Source organism: Streptomyces sp. NPDC002886, assembly GCF_042888445.1.
GTDB lineage: Bacteria > Actinomycetota > Actinomycetes > Streptomycetales > Streptomycetaceae > Streptomyces.
Genome location: NZ_JBIAPV010000001.1, coordinates 284548 through 299733, shown reverse-complemented (window position 1 = coordinate 299733; position 15186 = coordinate 284548). Strand labels below are relative to the sequence as shown.

Below are 15186 nucleotides of genomic sequence, written 5' to 3'. Positions count from 1 at the left end.
ATGCGGTGCGATAGATTCGGCCACCGCGCCGACAGGCACGCGACGTACTTCCTACCCCACCCCGGAGACGGCTTCCCAATGAGCGACATCATCAACGGACTTGGCCGCACCACCGCTTTCGGCGGCGTCGGCTTGGTGCTGCTCATCCTCGGCATCGTCCTGGTGGACGTGCTGACCCCCGGCAAACTGCCGAAGCAGATCTGGGAAGAGCGCAACCGGAACGCCTCCGTGATGCTCTCGTCGGCGCTGCTCGGCATCGGCGGCATCGTCTTCACCTCGATCTGGACCACCTACGAGGACTTCGGCAAGGGCCTGCTGTCCACGGCGGTGTTCGGCGTCCTCGGCCTGGTCCTGATGGCCGTGGCCTTCCTGCTGCTGGACCTGGTGACCCCGGGCAAGCTCGGGGCCATCGTGGTCGACCCCGAGCCGCACCCGGCCGTGTGGGTGACGGCCTCCTGCAACCTCGCGGTCGCCGCGATCGTCGCCGCCTCCATCGCCTGACGCCCACCGAGGCTCACCGAGATCGCACGAGAGCGCCGCTCCCCGAGGGGAGCGGCGCTCTCGTTTCGTACGGGTGCTCCGGTCGTACGGGTGCTCCGGCCGCGGCCCTACGCCAGACCCAGCGCGAAGACCGCGAACCCGGCCGCCAGCAGGCCCGCCACGGTCCCGCGCACCGCGGTGGCGCGCGTCAGACCTGCCGAAGGCCGCTCGAACCGGCGCGCGTACCGGGCGATGCCCACCAGCAGCGCCGCGAACACCGGCATCCACGCCAGCCGCGCCACGATCCACCCCACACTGTCCGGCGCCGTCGTCAGCCCGGCCAGAGCGCCCGCGAACGACCCCGGTACGGCGGCCGCCAGCATCGCCGTCTGGTGCCAGCACAGGATCGTCATCGCGCACAGGTTGATCACGACCACCGGGGCCCACAGCAGCGGCCGGGCGAGCAGCCGCGCCAGCCGGTCCCGCAGCAGGATCGCCGCGCCCGACTGGGCCGCGGCCAGGGCCAGGACCAGCAGGGACGGCGGATGCGAGTTGGTCCGGGCCTCGCCCGGCACGCCGACCATCGACGCCGGGTAGTGGAAGACCATCAGCAGGGCCGCGAACAACACGCCCCCGCCCGCGAGCAGGAGCCACCCGCCGCGCCGCCCGATCCGGCCCTCGCCCCAGTCCACGCCGAGCTGGTACGCGAACAGCCAGCCCGGCAGGATGTTCAGCAGCGCCACCCATCCGGGCACCGAGTCCGCGAAGGGCCCGTAGCGCAGGAAGTCCACCACGGCGACCGAGGCGAGCAGCGGGGCCGCCGCCCAGCCGCCGAACCGCCGCGCGGCGCGCACGCAGTACGGGGTCAGCGCGGTGACCACCACGTACACCCCGACGAACCACAGCGGCTGGATCACCAGCTTCGCCCCGGTCCGCAAGGTGGCCTCCGGCACTCCGGCCGTGTACAGCACGGGCGCGGCCAGCGCCCACACCGCGGTGACCCCGAGCACCGGCCGGCCCAGCCGGGCCACCCGGCCCTTCAGCCAGGCCCCGGCCGATCCGGTGTGCCGCCGGAAGGAGAGCGCCGAGGCGTAGCCGCCGACCAGGAAGAAGACGCCGAGCATCTGCAGCATCCAACTGGCCGGGGCCAGGCCGCCGAAGGCGGTGAGCGGGCTGGCGTTGTGCAGGGCGCCCTCGGAGTCGAGGGTGAACCCGCCGAGCAGCCAGTGCCCGGTCGGAACGGCCAGCAGGGCCAGTGCCCGCAGTCCGTCGATCGCCCGGTCCCGGTGGGCGGGCGTCTTCGCGTCGATCCGGCCGGCGGCCGTCCGCGCCCTGGTGAGGACGGAGGGAGTGCTCATCGGGCCGCTCCCGTCGCGATGGCGGCGAAGGCCTTCAGGGACCGGGTGCCGGGGGTGAAGTAGCCGGTGTGGCCCGCCACGTCGGCGGCATCGATCCGGCGGGCCCCGAAGGCCGCCGAGGTGGGATCGGCGCCGTGGCCGAGCCCCGCGAACTCCACGTTGGGCACGTCGGAGATCCAGTCGGAGGGCCCGCGCGCCGCCCAGACGCGGGCTCCGGTGTGCAGGCCGGCGACGCTGCCGGCCCGCATCCCGGGGGAGCCGAAGGCGACGATGTCGGTGGCGTCCGTGTGCCGGGCCGCCAGTCCGCAGACCACCGAGCCGTAACTGTGGCAGAACAGCACCGGGTCGGGTGCGCCGACCGCGTCGAGCCCCTCGGTGAACCGGGCGAGGCGGACCGCGCCCGCCCGGGCCAGCCGCCCCTGGGCCGTGTCCAGCCCCACCCCGACGGGGGTGGTGTAGCCGGTCCACGCGATGACGGCGGCCGCCTCCCCGGTCTCCGACCGCAGGGAGCGGGCCATGCCCGCCGGGCCGGTGTGCGCCGCCCGGGCGCGGTCGTAGGTGGTGGCGTCGTTGTCCGAGCCCGGCACGATCACCGCCACGTGCGCGGTCCGCTCCAGGTCCCCGAACACCTCGGCGACGGTGCCCCGTCCGCGCGGGTCGAAGGCCAGGATCTGCCGGCCGGGCGCGGCCAGCGAGGCGAAGCGGGGCTCGCCCGTCGCCGTCACCGCCAGCCGGTTGGCCTCGTACCTGAGGGGGAGCGGAGCCCCGTCCAGATTGCCGACCACCAGCGGGTGGGCCCGTACGAGGTCCCGGGCCCGGGACGCGTCCAGCCCGGCGAAGAACCGCGCGACTTCGGCCGGCGCCGCTCGCGCCGGATCCGGCAGCGGCTGCCCGGACACGGTGTCGGCCCGCCAGGCGGCGGTGCCCGGCGGCGGGCCGGTGACCGCCGTCTGGGCGTCCGCGGAGGCCCATCCCGCGGTGCCCGCGACGACGGCCGCCGCCAGTGCGGCCGTGACCAGTGTCCTTGCGAAGCGGCGCATGCCCCTTCTCCTCTCCTCGTGACGAGGAGGAAGGTAAGAAGGAGGTACCGCGGCGGGCGTCGCACCGTGGAGCCAAGTCGGATGTCATACCCCGGTAGGGGGTGGAGGAGACGCGACGGCCGGACGGGGTTGGGCCGCGGCCGGGTTCAGCCGCCGTCGCCCGGCCGCACCAGCCCCGCCTCGTAGGCGAAGATCACGGCCTGGGCCCGGTCCCGCAGGTCCAGCTTCCCCAGCACCCGGCCGATGTGCGTCTTGACCGTCTGCTCGGCGACCACCAGATGGCCGGCGATCTCCTGGTTCGACAGCCCGCGCGCGATCAGCTCCAGCACCTCGGTCTCCCGCGGGGTCAGCCCGTTCAGCCGCAGCGCGGGATCGCGGCGCGGCACCGGCCGCCGCTCGACGAAGTCCGCGATCAGCCGCCGGGTCACCGACGGGGCCAGCAGCGCCTCGCCCGAGGCGACCACCCGCACCGCCGCGATCAGATCCGCCGGCGGGGCGTCCTTCAGCAGGAAACCGGAGGCCCCCGCGCGCAGGGCCTCGTACACGTAGTCGTCGATGTCGAAGGTGGTCAGCATCAGGACCTTCGGCCGGTGCACCACCCCCGGCGGGGGATCGAGGAGCTCGCGGGCGGCGCTGAGCCCGTCCATCTCCGGCATCCGGACGTCCATCAGCACCACGTCGGGGTGGACGGTCCGGGAGACCTGGATCCCCTGGCGTCCGTCGGGCGCCTCGCCCACCACGTCGATGTCGGCCTGCGCCGACAGGAGCGCGGCGAAGCCCGCCCGCACCATGGCCTGGTCGTCGACGATGATCACGCGGATGGTCAACTTGGTTCCTCGGAAGCGCTGTCGATGGGCATGCGGGCGGCGACCCGGAAGCCGCCGTCGGGCAGCGGACCGGTGTCCAGCGTCCCGCCCGTCAACCGTACGCGCTCCCGCATCCCCACCAGCCCGTGCCCGGTGCCCGAGGTCTCCACCGCCATCACCACGTCCCGCGCGGGGCCGTTGACCACCAGGACGAGGACCTCCTCCTCGTCGAAGGTCACCGAGACCCGCGTCGGGGCACCCGGCGCGTGCCGCACCACATTGGCCAGCGACTCCTGGACGATCCGGTACGCCGACAGGTCCACGGCCGGCGGCGCCGCCCCGGCCGCGCCCGCGGCCAGCGCCAACTCCACCGGCTGCCCGGCCCGTACGGTCGCCTCCACCAGTTGCGGCAACCGGCCGATCCCCGGCTGCGGGGTCCGGTCGGCGCCGTTCGCCTCGTCGCCGCGCAGTACCGTCAGCAGCCGCCGCATCTCGCCCAGCGATTCCCGCGCGCTCGAAGCGATCGCGGCGAACTCCTCCTTCACCGGCTCCGCCATGCCGGGCAGCCGGTACGGCGCCGAATCCGCCTGCACCGTGATCACCGACATGTGGTGGGCCACCACGTCGTGCAACTCCCGCGCGATCCTGGCCCGTTCCTCCAGCAGGGTGCGCCGGGACCGCTCGGCCTCGCTGATGCTCTCCTGCTCGGCGATCTTCTGGCGCGCGTCGCCGAGCCCGCGCAGCGCCCCCGTCAGCGCGAGCACCACCCCGGCCAGCACGAACAGCAGGGCGACCGTGTTGGTCGTCCCGTCCGGCCGGAAGGACCACAGAACCGCCCCCACCACGCCGGTCGCCAGCCACACCCCGACCAGGGTCCGGATGGACTCGCGCAGCCCCAGGCACGCCATCAGCACCAGGTAGCCGATGATCACCATCGGGGTCCACGGCCAAGCGTGCCCGGCCACCCGGTCGGCCTGGGTCAGTACGGCGGCCCCCACCACATCGGCGGTCAGCACCAGCCCCCACGCGGGCAGCGGCCGGGTCACCGCGAGCAGCAGCGGCACGGTCTGGGCCACGCCCAGCGCCCCGGCCCAGCCGCCACCCGCCTCGTAGTCGTTGGTCAGCACCGCGATCGTCACCGGCAGCAGCGTCAGCACGCACACGGCGGTCACGGCGTACGGCAGCACCCGCTGCCAGGCCGCGGGCGCCTGCGCGAGCAGCGGCTCGGCGGCCCGCGCGGGCGTACGCAGCGCCACCGCGAACTGCCCCGGCCGGGCGGGGGAGGGGTCCGGGTCTGCCGGCACGGACCGTGTCGGAGGTCCGGGCCGGGACCCGGGCCGGGCTCGGAAGGGGATTCGGAAACGGGATCGGGCGCGCTCGCTCATGATCGGTCCAGCGTATGCGCCGGTACCCCGCCCGCTCCGCGCCCGACGCCCACCGGCCGCACCGGCCGCCCCGGCTTCCCCGCCTTGCCCCGGCCGCCGCCCGGTCCGGGATCGGGCGCCGGGTCCGGTGGGGAGTCCGGCACCGGCAGGGCCGTGGGAGGGGCGGCGGAGCCGGGTAGGCCCGCCCGGCGGGCCAGGGCCCCGCGCAGGCGGGTGAGGCGCTCGATCTCCGCGTCGAGTACGGAGAGCCGGTGTCCCACGACCCCGCCGCCGGAGCCGCAGGACGGCGGTGGGTCCGCCGCCAGCAGGTGCAGCCGGTCGGCCACGCCGCGCAGGTCCTCGACCGTGAACCCGTGGGCCAGCAGGTCGCGGATGATCCGGATCCTGGCCACGTCCCCGGGCCCGTACTCCCGCTGGCCGGAGGGGCTGCGGCCCTGTGGGGCGAGCAGTCCGCGCTGTTCGTAGAACCGCAGCGCCCTGGGTGTGGTCCCCGCCGCCGCCGCCGCGTCACCGATCCGCATCCCGTGCCGACCCCCTCGTGTTCGCCCCCGGCCTACCGCGGCAATTCCACCACCACGGCGCCGAAGTGCCGTCCCGTCGTCAACTCCCGCAACGCCTGCGGAGCCCGTTCGATGCCCGGGATCCGTACGTGCGGGAAGTCGATCTCCCCGGAGCGCAGCCAGGCCCCGAAGCGGCCGGTCCACTCCTCCTCCACGCCAGGATGCTCCGTACCGAGGTACCCGCGCACCGAGACGCCCCGGACGACGAGGCGGAACGAGTCGACCTCCACCGGGGCGCCGCCCCCGGCCCCGGCCCCGCCCCCGGCCCGCCCCGGCGCCAACTGGCCGGAGAGCGCGCCGACCAGCGCGAAGCGGGCGCCCTGCCGGGCGGCGCCGAGGGCCGCCGCCAACTGCTCACCGCCCACCGTGTCCACGAGCACGTCGATCCCTCCGGGCGCCGCCCCGGCGAGCTGCTCGGCGAAGGGCCGCCCGCCACCCCGCAGCAGGGCCGCGTCGTAGCCCAGCTCCGCCACCAGCCGTTCGGCCTTCTCCGGGGAGCCGGTGGTGCCGATCACCCGGCCCGCGCCCAGCAGCCGCGCCGTCTGGCCGGCGAGGGTCCCGACCGCGCCGGCCGCACCGGTGACCAGGACGGTGTCCCCGGGCCGGACCCCGGCGAGCCGGGTCAGCGCGCCGTACGGGGCCGAGCCCTGGGCGAGGTACGCCACCGGGTCGGGCAGCGTGTCGTCCAGCGGGGTGCAGTCGGCGGCGTCCACCAGGGCGTACTCCCGCCAGCCGAGCAGGTGCGAGACGAGCGTCCCCGGCCGCAGCGGGCTGCCGGCCGGGGCGGCCACCACCTCGCCGACGGCCGGACCGAACAGCGTGTCACCGGCGTGCAGCGGGGGCAGCGGCAACCCCTCAACCGCACCGCCCATCAGGGTGATCAGCCCGGGGAACACCAGGAAGTGGCGGTTGCGCACGAGCACCCGGCCCGGTCCGGGCTCCTGCACCGGTGCCTCGACGACGGCCAGGTCCGCCTCCTCGGGCAGCCCTCCGGGGCGGGCGGCGAGCCGGATCTCGCGGGCGGTTCGGGGCAGGTCCGTGGTCATCGGGGCTCCTCGGCAGGGCGCGGCCGGCGGCGGCGCGGGCGGCCGCCACCGGGCCGGGGCGGGTGGGTGCGCCGACGCTAAACCCTGACCCGCACGTCAGGGTCAAGCCCGCTCCGGCCGCCGCGGCGGCCCGGCATAGACTGCGCCCGGCACGAATGGTCGGTTGGTCGGTGAACAGCGGGGGAGCACGTACGCATGGGCGGGGCGGCCGCGCTGGAGAAACTGATCCCGGTGGCGCTGGCCTTCGGCGCCGGGGTGTTCCTCGCGCGCCGCAAGGTGGTCCCCGCGGAGGCCTCCAAGGCCTTCGCCGACTACGCCTTCCTCTTCGCGGTGCCGTGCTACCTGTTCGGCAACATCTACGCCGCGGACCTCGCCGCCCTCTTCGACTGGCGGGCCATCGGCGGCTACGCGGCCGCCGCCGCCCTCGCGGTCGCGGCCGTCGCCGCCGCCTCGGCGGCAGCCGGACTGCGCGACCCGCGGACCGTGGCGCTGCGCGTGATGGCCGGGGTCCAGGTCAACACCGCCTACTTCGCCGTCCCCGTCTTCATCACCTTCTTCGGGACGGCCGCGCCGATCTTCCCGGTCCTGCTCTTCCAGGTCTGCGTCCTGTCGCTCGTCGTCATCGCCATCATGGAACTGGGCCGTGCCGGACCCGGCGCGGGCGGCCCCGCCCGCCGCCTGGCCCGCGCCGTGAAGGCCTCGCTCGTCACCCCGCTGGTGCTGGCCTGCAACGCCGGGATCCTGCTCAACCTGCTCTCCGTGCACGTCCCGGCGGTGGTCCTCGACGGGGCTGCCTTCGTCGGCGACAGCGCCTCACCGGTGGCCCTCTTCGCCCTGGGGCTCCACCTCGGCGGCATCGGCCTCGACGTCCGGGGCACCACCCGCGAGGAGATGGCGCTCATCGGCTTCAAGTGCCTGGCCTTCCCGCTCCTCGCCTGGGCGGTGTGCGGGGCCCTGTTCGGGGTCCGGGGCGAGTGGCTCACGTACCTCGTGCTGATCGCCGCGATGCCGACGCCGCAGAACCTGTTCATCTTCGCCCAGCGCTACGACGTGGGCGTGGACCTCTCCGCCGCCGTGGTGATCAAGAGTTCCCTGGTCTCGCTCCTGCTGCTGCCGCTGTGGCTGCAGGCCGTGTCCATGTGACCGCGTGCCCGGGGGAGCGCGGCGGCCGCGTCGCCCCGGGCGGCCTTCGTTCCCCGGGCGGGCTCCGCTCGTTGAGCGGGTATGGAGCTCCCGACGATCGCGGCGCCCGGCGTCGGTGAACAGGCCGACGCCGTGGCCGATGCCGCCTGCCACCTCTACGACGCCCTCGGGCCCTGGGGGCACACCGCCCCCGGCGGGTGGAGCCGGGGCGCCGCCGAGGACGCCGCCGAGGCCATCGAGACGGCCGCGCACGCCCTCGCGTACGCCCATCCGCGGGCCGAGGTCATCCTCGGCCCCGTGCACACCGCCCTCGCGGACCTGCGCCGCCAGCTCGGCCTCGCGCCCGCCGAGGCGCTGACCGCGGAGGGGCTGCCGGCGACCCCGCGCACGGTGGGCAACCCGCGCCGCACCCGCCGGGTGCGGGTGCTCACGCCACCCGCGCCCCGGCAAGAGCCCGCTCGTACAACTTCCTGATGTCGGCGCCGAAGTAGGAGCTGTACGAGGTGTCGGGGGTGTCCCCGCCCGTCTTCCAGCCGCCGATCACCCCGACCACGTCGCCGGTCTCGGTCCGCTCGTCGAAGGCGGTCAGGAACGGGCCGCCGCTGGTGCCGCCCGGATATCCCGTGCAGTCGATCCGCAGGAACGATCCGGGGATCCCCGGATCGGTGCTCGTGAACTTCGTCGTCCGGTTCACGCACAGCCGCGGCCGGGCGGCGGAGGCCGGATAGCCGATCAGCGAGACCTTCTGGTGCGCGTACGTGGCGCCGGTGACCAGGCGGTTCCCGCCCACCACGTCCTCCACCGGGAAGCCGTCGGCGTCCGGGCCGACCTGGGCGAAGGCCACGTCGAGGGCGGCGCCCTTGTCCGCGCCGAGCTCCCGGTAGCGGGGGTCGATCCACACCTTGGAGCGGCCCGCCGCGTCCCGCAGGACCGGGAACATCCCGTACGGCTGGGGATTCTGGGCGGTGTACTGCGGTACGAAGGCCACCTGCCGGGCGTCCGTCCCGAGCAGGCAGTGCGCCGCGCTGAGCACCAGATCGCGGCCGGGGGAGGCGACCACGCTCGCGGTGCAGAAGTAGGCGCCGCCGCCCTTCATGACGAACATCCGGCCGACGACCGGGATGCCGTCGAAGTCCCGGCCGGTCCCGTCCACCGCCGCCGGGGCGCCGCCCCGGCTGATCGGGACCGCGGAAGCCATCCGGTCCGCAGTCCAGAACGTCTCCGCCTCCCGGGCCGACCACCGGTCGGCGGCGGGAGCCGGGGCCTGGGCCGGGGCGGTGCCGGCCTCGGCCTCGGGCAGGGGTCCGCCGGGCAGCAGCAGGGCGGCGGTGGCCGCCGCCACCGTCAACGTACGTCGCATGTCCGTCTCCTTCTTCGGGGATGGGAGGGAGGGCGAGGGCGCGGGAGGGAGGGCTACACGGCTTGGGGGAAGCGCAGCAGCCGGTCCGGGTCGTAGCGGCGCCGGACCTCTTCGAGGCGGGCCAGGTTCGGCCCGTAGTAGGCCTCGCGCCAGCCGGTCAGCTTCGGGTCGGCGTAGTTCTGGTACGCGGCTCCGACCGCCCAGGGCCGCAGGTCCTGCCAGAGCCCGTCGAGCCAGCCCTGGTGCCGGAGGGTTTCGGCGGCCGGAGCCGCGCCGGGCCAGTAGACGAGGTACTGGGCGAGGAACCCGGCCGAGCGGTGCGCGAAGGCGGTGGCCCGCGCCGGGACCCGGTTGAGGGCCCCGCCGCAGACCCCGTCGAACTGCACCACGCCGAACCCGCCGCGCGGCACGCTCCCGGCGTAGCGCCGCAGGGCGGCCAGGACGGCGGACGCGGCCGCTTCGGTGAGCCCGCCCGGGGCCCAGAAATCGGACCGGGCGGCGTAGGAGTCGCGGCCGAGCCGGCCCTGGGGATCGTGGCCCGGCAGGCTGCCGGGCAGCCGGCACGCGGCGGGGCTCCGGTCCGAGCAGCCGGCCATCGCCCGGACGGTGTCCCCGTAGCCGCGCACGACGGTCCAGCTGTCCCGGGGCGGACCGCCCACGAGGTCGGACAGCCGGGTCAGCTGCCGTTCCAGCTCGGCGCGCCCGCCGTCCAGGCAGAGCACCCGCACGGCCGGGGCGCCGACCGGGCCGCCGTCGACGGTGAACTCCACCTGGCTCCAGAACGGATCGGGCAGTGCCTCCAGCCAGCGCTGCCAGCCGCGCAGGACGGCGGGGGAGCCGTCGGCGGGCCAGCGCAGCTCCGCGAAGGCGCAGTCGGAGACGGGGTGCGTGCGGAAACGGAAGCCGGTGACCACCCCGAAGTTGCCGCCACCGCCGCCGCGCAGGGCCCAGAACAGGTCGGGCTCGTGGTCGGCCCCGACCTCGCGGACCGTCCCGTCGGGGGTCACGACGGTCATCCCGGTGAGCCGGTCGGAGGTGGCGCCCCAGGAGCGGGAGGACAGGCCCAGCCCGCCGCCGAGGGTGAGACCCGCGATGCCGACGGAGGGGCACAGGCCGGTGGGGACGGCCAGGCCCCGCGCGGCGAGGACGGCGTTCACCTCCCCGAGCCGGGCGCCGGCGCCGATCCGGACGCCGGTCCCGGACCCCGGCTCCGACCCGGACCCCGGCTCCAGGGCCACCTCCGCCATGGCGCCCGTGTCGATGACGAGTCCGGCCTCGCGGGTGGACCAGCCCGCGTAGCCGTGGCCGCCGCCGCGCGGCACCACGGGGACGGCCGAGCGCCGGGCGAAGTCCAGACAGGCGGCCACGTCCCCCGGGTGCGCGGGGTAGGCCACCGCGCCCGGGCGGACCGCGTCGTAGCGGGGCTGGAAGAGCTGCCGGGCCTCGTCGTAGTCCCGGTCGCCGGGTGTCACCACCCGGCCGTCGAGGGACCGGGCCAGCGCCCCGTAGTCCGGGTCCGCGCGGCGGGGCCCCGCGTGGGGCGCCGTACGGGCCCTCGCGCCGGGGGCCGTCGCGCCGATCGAGGCGAGGACGCCCGTGGCGGCTACCGCGAGGACCTGGCGGCGGTGGAGGGTCATCCCTCCTTCCTGCCACCGCGCTGCCCGTTCGGGGCGAAGGCGGGCCCACGGGGGCCGGGTTGCCCCCCGAACGGCCCATGCGCGGGCGGCCGGACCGCCGTCCGGACCCGGTCGCGCCGCGGTCGGCCCGCGCTCGCCCTGCGCTCGGCCCGTCGTCAGTCCGCGGTCAGTCCGCCCGGCGGGCCAGCAGGAAGCCCTGCGGGGACTTCTCCGTGGCGTCCGGTTCCCGGACCAGGCGGGCCGTCTCGGCCAGGCCCGCCCCCGCCAGCAGCTCGCTGATCAGCTCCGGCGGGGTCCAGTACACGTCGAGGTCGACCGGATGGCCGTACGCGTGGTCCAGCCGGAGCTGCCGGTCGCCCGCCTTGAACGCGATCAGCAGGTACCCGCCGGGGGCCAGCACCCGGGCGAACTCCGCGAACAGCGCGGGGAGCCCGGCCGGGGGCGTGTGGACGGTGGAGTACCAGGCCAGCACCCCACCGAGGACCCCGTCAGCGATGTCCAGCGCGGCCATCGAACCGACCTCGAACCTCAGCCCCGGATACGTCCGGCGGGCCACGGCCACCATCGCGGGCGACAGGTCGACTCCGAAGGCCCGTACCCCCAGGCCGTCCAGGTGCGCGGTCACCCGGCCCGGGCCGCAGCCCAGGTCCGCGACCGCCCGGCCGGAGCCGGGCCCGTCCCCGCGCACGTACTCCGCGAAGGCGGCCAGCATCGCCCGGTCCAGCGGTTTGCCCTCCAGCTCCCCGGTGAGCAGCGCGGCGTAGTCGGCGGCGACGGCGTCGTAGGACGACCGGACGGAGTTCAGGTGCGAAGTCGATCCCATGCCATCGGACAGTAGCCGCCCGTGCCCCGAACTAGGCCAGCGGATTGTCCAGCTCCGCCCACTGGTCGCCCGGCACCCCAGGGCTCAGCCGCATCAGCGTCAGCGCCTTGGTCGGCAGCGGCTCCGTCAGCAGCGCCCGGGTGTCGGCGGTGGACGGCAGGCCGGGCTCGGCCGCCGCCAGGTCCGCCGCGAGCGCGGCGGCCGAACCGGCCGTGGAGCCGAGCGCACCCGCCACCAGCGATCCGAAGAGCTTGCGGCGCAGCAGGGTCACGTCGTCGGTGATCAGCCGCCCCGACAGCGGTGGCGCCGACAGGCCGTGGCGGGCCAGGCGGGCCGGGCTGATCCGGATGTCCGCGAGGTCGCGGTACACGAGCCGCAGGGGGGCGCCGTCGGCGGACAGGACGACCAGGAGGTTCTGGCCGTGCGCCTCCAGGGCCACTCCGAGGTCCAGGACCCGCAGGCACACCGACAGCGCGAGGCGGGCGAAACCGGCCCGCCAGGCGTCGGAGCGCGCGTACGGGGTCAGCGCCAGCGCGGCCACGGGCAGGACGCGCTCGCCCGCGCCCCGGTCCGCGTACGCCTCGGGCGGCTCGCGGAGCACGGCGGCCAGGTCCGGGGTGCCGGCGGTGACGGCGCCCAGGGTGCGGGTGATGTGCAGGCGGCCGTCCAGCCGCTCGGACAGGCTCTGGGCGAAGGCGGAGACCGCTGCGGCCGTCTCGATGGAATAGACGGAGATGTCCCGCACGGAGGAGGTGAGGCGGGTGCTGAGGGCGGTCTTGACGTGCGGTCCGCCCTCGGCGGGGGAGAGGGTGCGCAGGGCCATCAACGGGTGCGCGGCGGGCCCGGGCCGCAGCGCGTGGACGTTCCCGTCGCCGTGTCCGTTCCCCTGCCCGTTCCGCTGTCCGTTCCCGTCGTGGTGTCCGTTCCCTTCCGGCTTCCCCTGTTTCACCACGTGCGCGGCCTGCCAGGGGTGGACCGGTACGAGGATCCGCCCGGCCTCCCGCCACCGGTCCGGCCACTCCCCGGTCACCTGGCACTCGCGGGCCCGTACGACGGCCAGCCCGAGGGTGACCACCGGCCGGTGCTCCGGTGCGTACGCGAGCTGCTCGGCCACCGTGAAACCGGGACGGGAGCGGCAGTTGGGGTGGTACGGATGGCCGTCCACCACCCGCTGCTCCCACTCCCAGGCGGCGAGCCCCTGGATGTCGCCGGTTCCGGGGTCGGCCGGCTGGCCGGCGCGGGACAGGGCGAGGGAGGCCGTGCTCTCGTCGAGTTCGGCGGCGAACTCCTCCCCGTACGGCAGCCCGAGCGCCGCCACGAGCGGGGCGGCCCGCCGGTAGGGGCGCCCGTCGAGCAGCAGCTCGGTCACGGGCGGCGCGCTCGTACGGACCGCGGAGAAGGTCGTCGCGTAGGGGTCGGGGAGGGGGCCTTCCAGCCGGGAGCCCGAGGCGAGCCGGAGCACGAGCGTGCCGGAACCCCGCTCCCGGTGGGTGATCCACGGCAGCGGCTCGAAGGCGAAGGCCCGCCAGAGCCGGGTGAGGACGGCGGCGCGCGCGCCGGGGAGCGCGGCGGCGTAGGCCGCCCCGAGGCCGGGGCGTGCGCCGGGCGGGCCGGTGGGGCCGGCGGGAGCGGTTTCGGCCGTCGCGGCCAGTTCGGCGGCCACGGCCTCTTCGGCCGCGGGGGCGGGGAGGTGCATGCTGGGATCCAGGGCCCCGGTCCTCTCGGGTGACGTGATGATCACTTCATCATCGCGGATACTGAAGATCACGGCCGGTGGTACGCCCCGCGCACCTCCGGCGCTCCGGCTGGACCGAATGGAATCCGTGGACCTCAACGCCACCGACAACGCCGCCGCCGACACCTTCGCGGCCGCCCCGCTCCTGAACTGCCTCCTGCGGGAGGCCGCCGAACCGGTCCCGCTCACCGGGTCCGCCGGGGCAGGAGCCGCAGGGGAGTCCACGGGCTCCGAGGGCTCCGCGGGTTCAGGGGGTTCCGGGGGTTCGGGGGAGGACGGCTGGTGCGCGTACCGGCTGTCGGGCAGCGGGCGGTTGCTGCGGGTGCGTTCCGGGCGCAGGCCCGAGCGGCCCGAGTTGGGCACCGGGTCCGGCTGGCATCCGCTGAGCCATACCGAGCTGGTCAAACTCGTCTCCGACGAGCTGCGCCGGTACACCGGGGTGTCCAACGGCGAACTCCCGGTCGAGATCGCCGACAGCCGCGCGACCATCGCCGCGCTGCTGGCCGCCCGGGCGGTCACGCCGCCGCCGGCGGACCCGTACGTCCGGTCGGAACAGTCGCTGGTCATGGGGCACCCCCACCACCCGGCCCCCAAGGCCCGCGGCGGCGGGCCGGCCAACGGCTGGCTGCCGTACGCCCCCGAGGCGTACGCCCGCTTCCCCCTGGCCTTCCTGGGCGTGCGCGAGGACCAGGTGGCCGAGGAGGGCGGCCCGGCGGCGGCGGACGCGATCGACTCGCTGGCACAGGCGCTGGGCGGGCCGCGCCCGCCGGCCGGCTACCGGCTGCTGCCCGCCCACCCCTGGCAGCTCGACCTGGTCGCGGGCAGGCCCGCCGTCCGCGAGGCCCTTGAGGACGGGAGGCTGCTGACGCTGGGGACGGGGCGGGTGCCCGTCTGGCCGACCGCCTCGATCCGGACCCTCTACGTTCCCGGCGGGACCGCTACCGGGGGCGTGAGCGAGACCGGCAGCGGGGCTGGTACCGGTTCCGGTAGCCGTGCGGCCCGCGATCTGTTCGTGAAGTTCAGCCTCGACGTGCGGATCACCAACGACGTGCGCCGCCTGTGGCGGCACGACCTGCTGAAGCTGCGCCGCACGGACGCCGCGGTCGAGGCGGGCTTCGCGGAACTGCGCCGGTCCGGTTCGGTCGCGGCCTGGCTGCCCGACCGGGGGTACCGGACGGCCGCCTTCGCCTTCGAGGAGCTCGCCGTACTCGTCCGCGACGGCCTGGCGGCGCACACGGAGCCCGGGCTGACCCCCTTGCTGGCGGCCGCGCTGGCGGAGGGGTACCCGGGCAGCCCGCTGGCGGGAACGGCCGACCCGGCCGGGTGGTGGCGGGCGTACCTGCGCCAGGTCGTGCCGCCCGTGCTGCACCTCTTCGCCCGGCACGGCGTGGTCCTGGAAGCGCACCTGCAGAACACCCTGGTCGCCGTCGATGCCCGGGGCATGCCCGCGCAGGCCCTCTTCCGGGACGCGGAGGGCGTGAAGCTCCTCCCGGACCTGGACCGGGACGCCGCCTGGCAGCGCCTCGTCTACTGCCTGGTGGTCAACCACCTGACCGAGGTGGCGGGCGCGCTCGCGGAGAGCCATCCGGAGGCGGCCGGGGACCTGTGGCCCGCCGCCCGCGCGGAGTTCCGGCGCTGCGGCGAGGCCCACGACCTGCCCGAGGTCGCCGCCCTGCTGGCCGCCCCCACCCTCCCGGCCAAGACCAACCTGCTGCTGCGCTGGACCCGCGCCGACGGTGCGGACTCCCGCTACCTGCCGCTTCCCAACCCGCTGCGGTCCTGAGGAAGCGTGCGGTTCCGGCCAAAGAGGGTC

General features: G+C 75.8%; 14 protein-coding genes. 4 read left to right on the top strand and 10 right to left on the bottom strand.

The window, feature by feature from the left end:
* Positions 1–78: 78 nt before the first annotated feature.
* Complete coding sequence (locus tag ACFYYB_RS01270) at positions 79–501, top strand: DUF350 domain-containing protein (RefSeq protein WP_327302592.1); 423 nt, start codon at positions 79–81, stop codon at positions 499–501.
* A 107-nt stretch (positions 502–608) separates the two neighbouring features.
* Here the strand turns inward: ACFYYB_RS01270 and ACFYYB_RS01265 are convergent, their stop codons facing one another.
* The 6 genes from ACFYYB_RS01265 to ACFYYB_RS01240 all read right to left on the bottom strand — a co-directional run bounded on the left by ACFYYB_RS01265 (position 609) and on the right by ACFYYB_RS01240 (position 6675).
* Entirely contained in the window at positions 609–1838 is a 1230-nt protein-coding gene (locus ACFYYB_RS01265) for an acyltransferase (RefSeq protein WP_389432494.1), read from the bottom strand.
* A complete protein-coding gene (locus ACFYYB_RS01260) occupies positions 1835–2878 on the bottom strand; it encodes an alpha/beta hydrolase (protein ID WP_389432492.1) in 1044 nt (347 codons plus the stop codon). Before ACFYYB_RS01260 ends, ACFYYB_RS01265 begins: the two co-directional genes overlap by 4 nt.
* Positions 2879–3024: 146 nt before the next feature.
* Positions 3025–3705, bottom strand: coding sequence for a response regulator transcription factor (locus ACFYYB_RS01255; RefSeq protein WP_327302589.1), 681 nt, complete (start codon positions 3703–3705; stop codon positions 3025–3027).
* A complete protein-coding gene (locus ACFYYB_RS01250; protein ID WP_389432490.1) occupies positions 3702–5069 on the bottom strand; it encodes a sensor histidine kinase in 1368 nt (455 codons plus the stop codon). Before ACFYYB_RS01250 ends, ACFYYB_RS01255 begins: the two co-directional genes overlap by 4 nt.
* Positions 5066–5590: a MerR family transcriptional regulator gene (locus ACFYYB_RS01245; RefSeq protein WP_389432489.1), complete on the bottom strand. Its 525-nt coding sequence runs from the start codon at positions 5588–5590 to the stop codon at positions 5066–5068. The genes ACFYYB_RS01250 and ACFYYB_RS01245 overlap by 4 nt, the downstream gene beginning before the upstream one ends.
* Positions 5591–5622: 32 nt before the next feature.
* Positions 5623–6675 (bottom strand): MDR family NADP-dependent oxidoreductase, encoded by a 1053-nt coding sequence (locus ACFYYB_RS01240; RefSeq protein WP_389432487.1) that lies wholly within the window; start codon positions 6673–6675, stop codon positions 5623–5625.
* Positions 6676–6870: 195 nt separating this feature from the next.
* On the opposite strand from ACFYYB_RS01240, the gene ACFYYB_RS01235 reads away from it, so the two are divergent.
* The gene (locus ACFYYB_RS01235) at positions 6871–7818 is read left to right on the top strand and encodes an AEC family transporter (protein ID WP_389432486.1); all 948 of its coding nucleotides are present in this window, start codon (positions 6871–6873) and stop codon (positions 7816–7818) included.
* A gap of 81 nt (positions 7819–7899) precedes the next feature.
* Complete coding sequence (locus tag ACFYYB_RS01230; protein ID WP_389432485.1) at positions 7900–8292, top strand: hypothetical protein; 393 nt, start codon at positions 7900–7902, stop codon at positions 8290–8292.
* Here ACFYYB_RS01230 and ACFYYB_RS01225 read toward each other — a convergent pair.
* From ACFYYB_RS01225 to ACFYYB_RS01210, 4 genes are all read right to left on the bottom strand, one after another.
* On the bottom strand, positions 8246–9178 hold the full coding sequence (locus ACFYYB_RS01225; protein ID WP_389432484.1) for a serine protease: 933 nt from the start codon (positions 9176–9178) through the stop codon (positions 8246–8248). The two genes, ACFYYB_RS01230 and ACFYYB_RS01225, sit on opposite strands and share 47 nt — an antisense overlap.
* 53 nt (positions 9179–9231) lie before the next feature.
* Complete coding sequence (locus ACFYYB_RS01220) at positions 9232–10815, bottom strand: FAD-binding oxidoreductase (RefSeq protein WP_389432483.1); 1584 nt, start codon at positions 10813–10815, stop codon at positions 9232–9234.
* 166 nt (positions 10816–10981) lie between these two features.
* The gene (locus ACFYYB_RS01215) at positions 10982–11638 is read right to left on the bottom strand and encodes a class I SAM-dependent methyltransferase (RefSeq protein WP_389432482.1); all 657 of its coding nucleotides are present in this window, start codon (positions 11636–11638) and stop codon (positions 10982–10984) included.
* Positions 11639–11669: 31 nt separating this feature from the next.
* Positions 11670–13334 carry an IucA/IucC family protein gene (locus ACFYYB_RS01210; RefSeq protein WP_389432481.1) on the bottom strand — a complete coding sequence of 555 codons (1665 nt, stop codon included), beginning with the start codon at positions 13332–13334 and terminating at the stop codon, positions 11670–11672.
* 118 nt (positions 13335–13452) lie between these two features.
* Between ACFYYB_RS01210 and ACFYYB_RS01205 the strand changes: the two genes are divergently transcribed.
* A complete protein-coding gene (locus ACFYYB_RS01205) occupies positions 13453–15156 on the top strand; it encodes an IucA/IucC family protein (protein WP_389432480.1) in 1704 nt (567 codons plus the stop codon).
* The last annotated feature ends 30 nt before the right edge of the window (positions 15157–15186 follow it).

What these genes read in the sequence shown, in the direction of transcription:
- ACFYYB_RS01270 (WP_327302592.1), top strand. Translation starts at nt 79, where the DNA reads ATGAGCGACATCATCAACGGACTTGGCCGCACCACCGCTTTCGGCGGC.
- ACFYYB_RS01265 (WP_389432494.1), bottom strand. Translation starts at nt 1,838, where the DNA reads ATGAGCACTCCCTCCGTCCTCACCAGGGCGCGGACGGCCGCCGGCCGG.
- ACFYYB_RS01260 (WP_389432492.1), bottom strand. Translation starts at nt 2,878, where the DNA reads ATGCGCCGCTTCGCAAGGACACTGGTCACGGCCGCACTGGCGGCGGCC.
- ACFYYB_RS01250 (WP_389432490.1), bottom strand. Translation starts at nt 5,069, where the DNA reads ATGAGCGAGCGCGCCCGATCCCGTTTCCGAATCCCCTTCCGAGCCCGG.
- ACFYYB_RS01245 (WP_389432489.1), bottom strand. Translation starts at nt 5,590, where the DNA reads ATGCGGATCGGTGACGCGGCGGCGGCGGCGGGGACCACACCCAGGGCG.
- ACFYYB_RS01240 (WP_389432487.1), bottom strand. Translation starts at nt 6,675, where the DNA reads ATGACCACGGACCTGCCCCGAACCGCCCGCGAGATCCGGCTCGCCGCC.
- ACFYYB_RS01235 (WP_389432486.1), top strand. Translation starts at nt 6,871, where the DNA reads ATGGGCGGGGCGGCCGCGCTGGAGAAACTGATCCCGGTGGCGCTGGCC.
- ACFYYB_RS01230 (WP_389432485.1), top strand. Translation starts at nt 7,900, where the DNA reads ATGGAGCTCCCGACGATCGCGGCGCCCGGCGTCGGTGAACAGGCCGAC.
- ACFYYB_RS01225 (WP_389432484.1), bottom strand. Translation starts at nt 9,178, where the DNA reads ATGCGACGTACGTTGACGGTGGCGGCGGCCACCGCCGCCCTGCTGCTG.
- ACFYYB_RS01220 (WP_389432483.1), bottom strand. Translation starts at nt 10,815, where the DNA reads ATGACCCTCCACCGCCGCCAGGTCCTCGCGGTAGCCGCCACGGGCGTC.
- ACFYYB_RS01215 (WP_389432482.1), bottom strand. Translation starts at nt 11,638, where the DNA reads ATGGGATCGACTTCGCACCTGAACTCCGTCCGGTCGTCCTACGACGCC.
- ACFYYB_RS01210 (WP_389432481.1), bottom strand. Translation starts at nt 13,334, where the DNA reads ATGCACCTCCCCGCCCCCGCGGCCGAAGAGGCCGTGGCCGCCGAACTG.
- ACFYYB_RS01205 (WP_389432480.1), top strand. Translation starts at nt 13,453, where the DNA reads ATGGAATCCGTGGACCTCAACGCCACCGACAACGCCGCCGCCGACACC.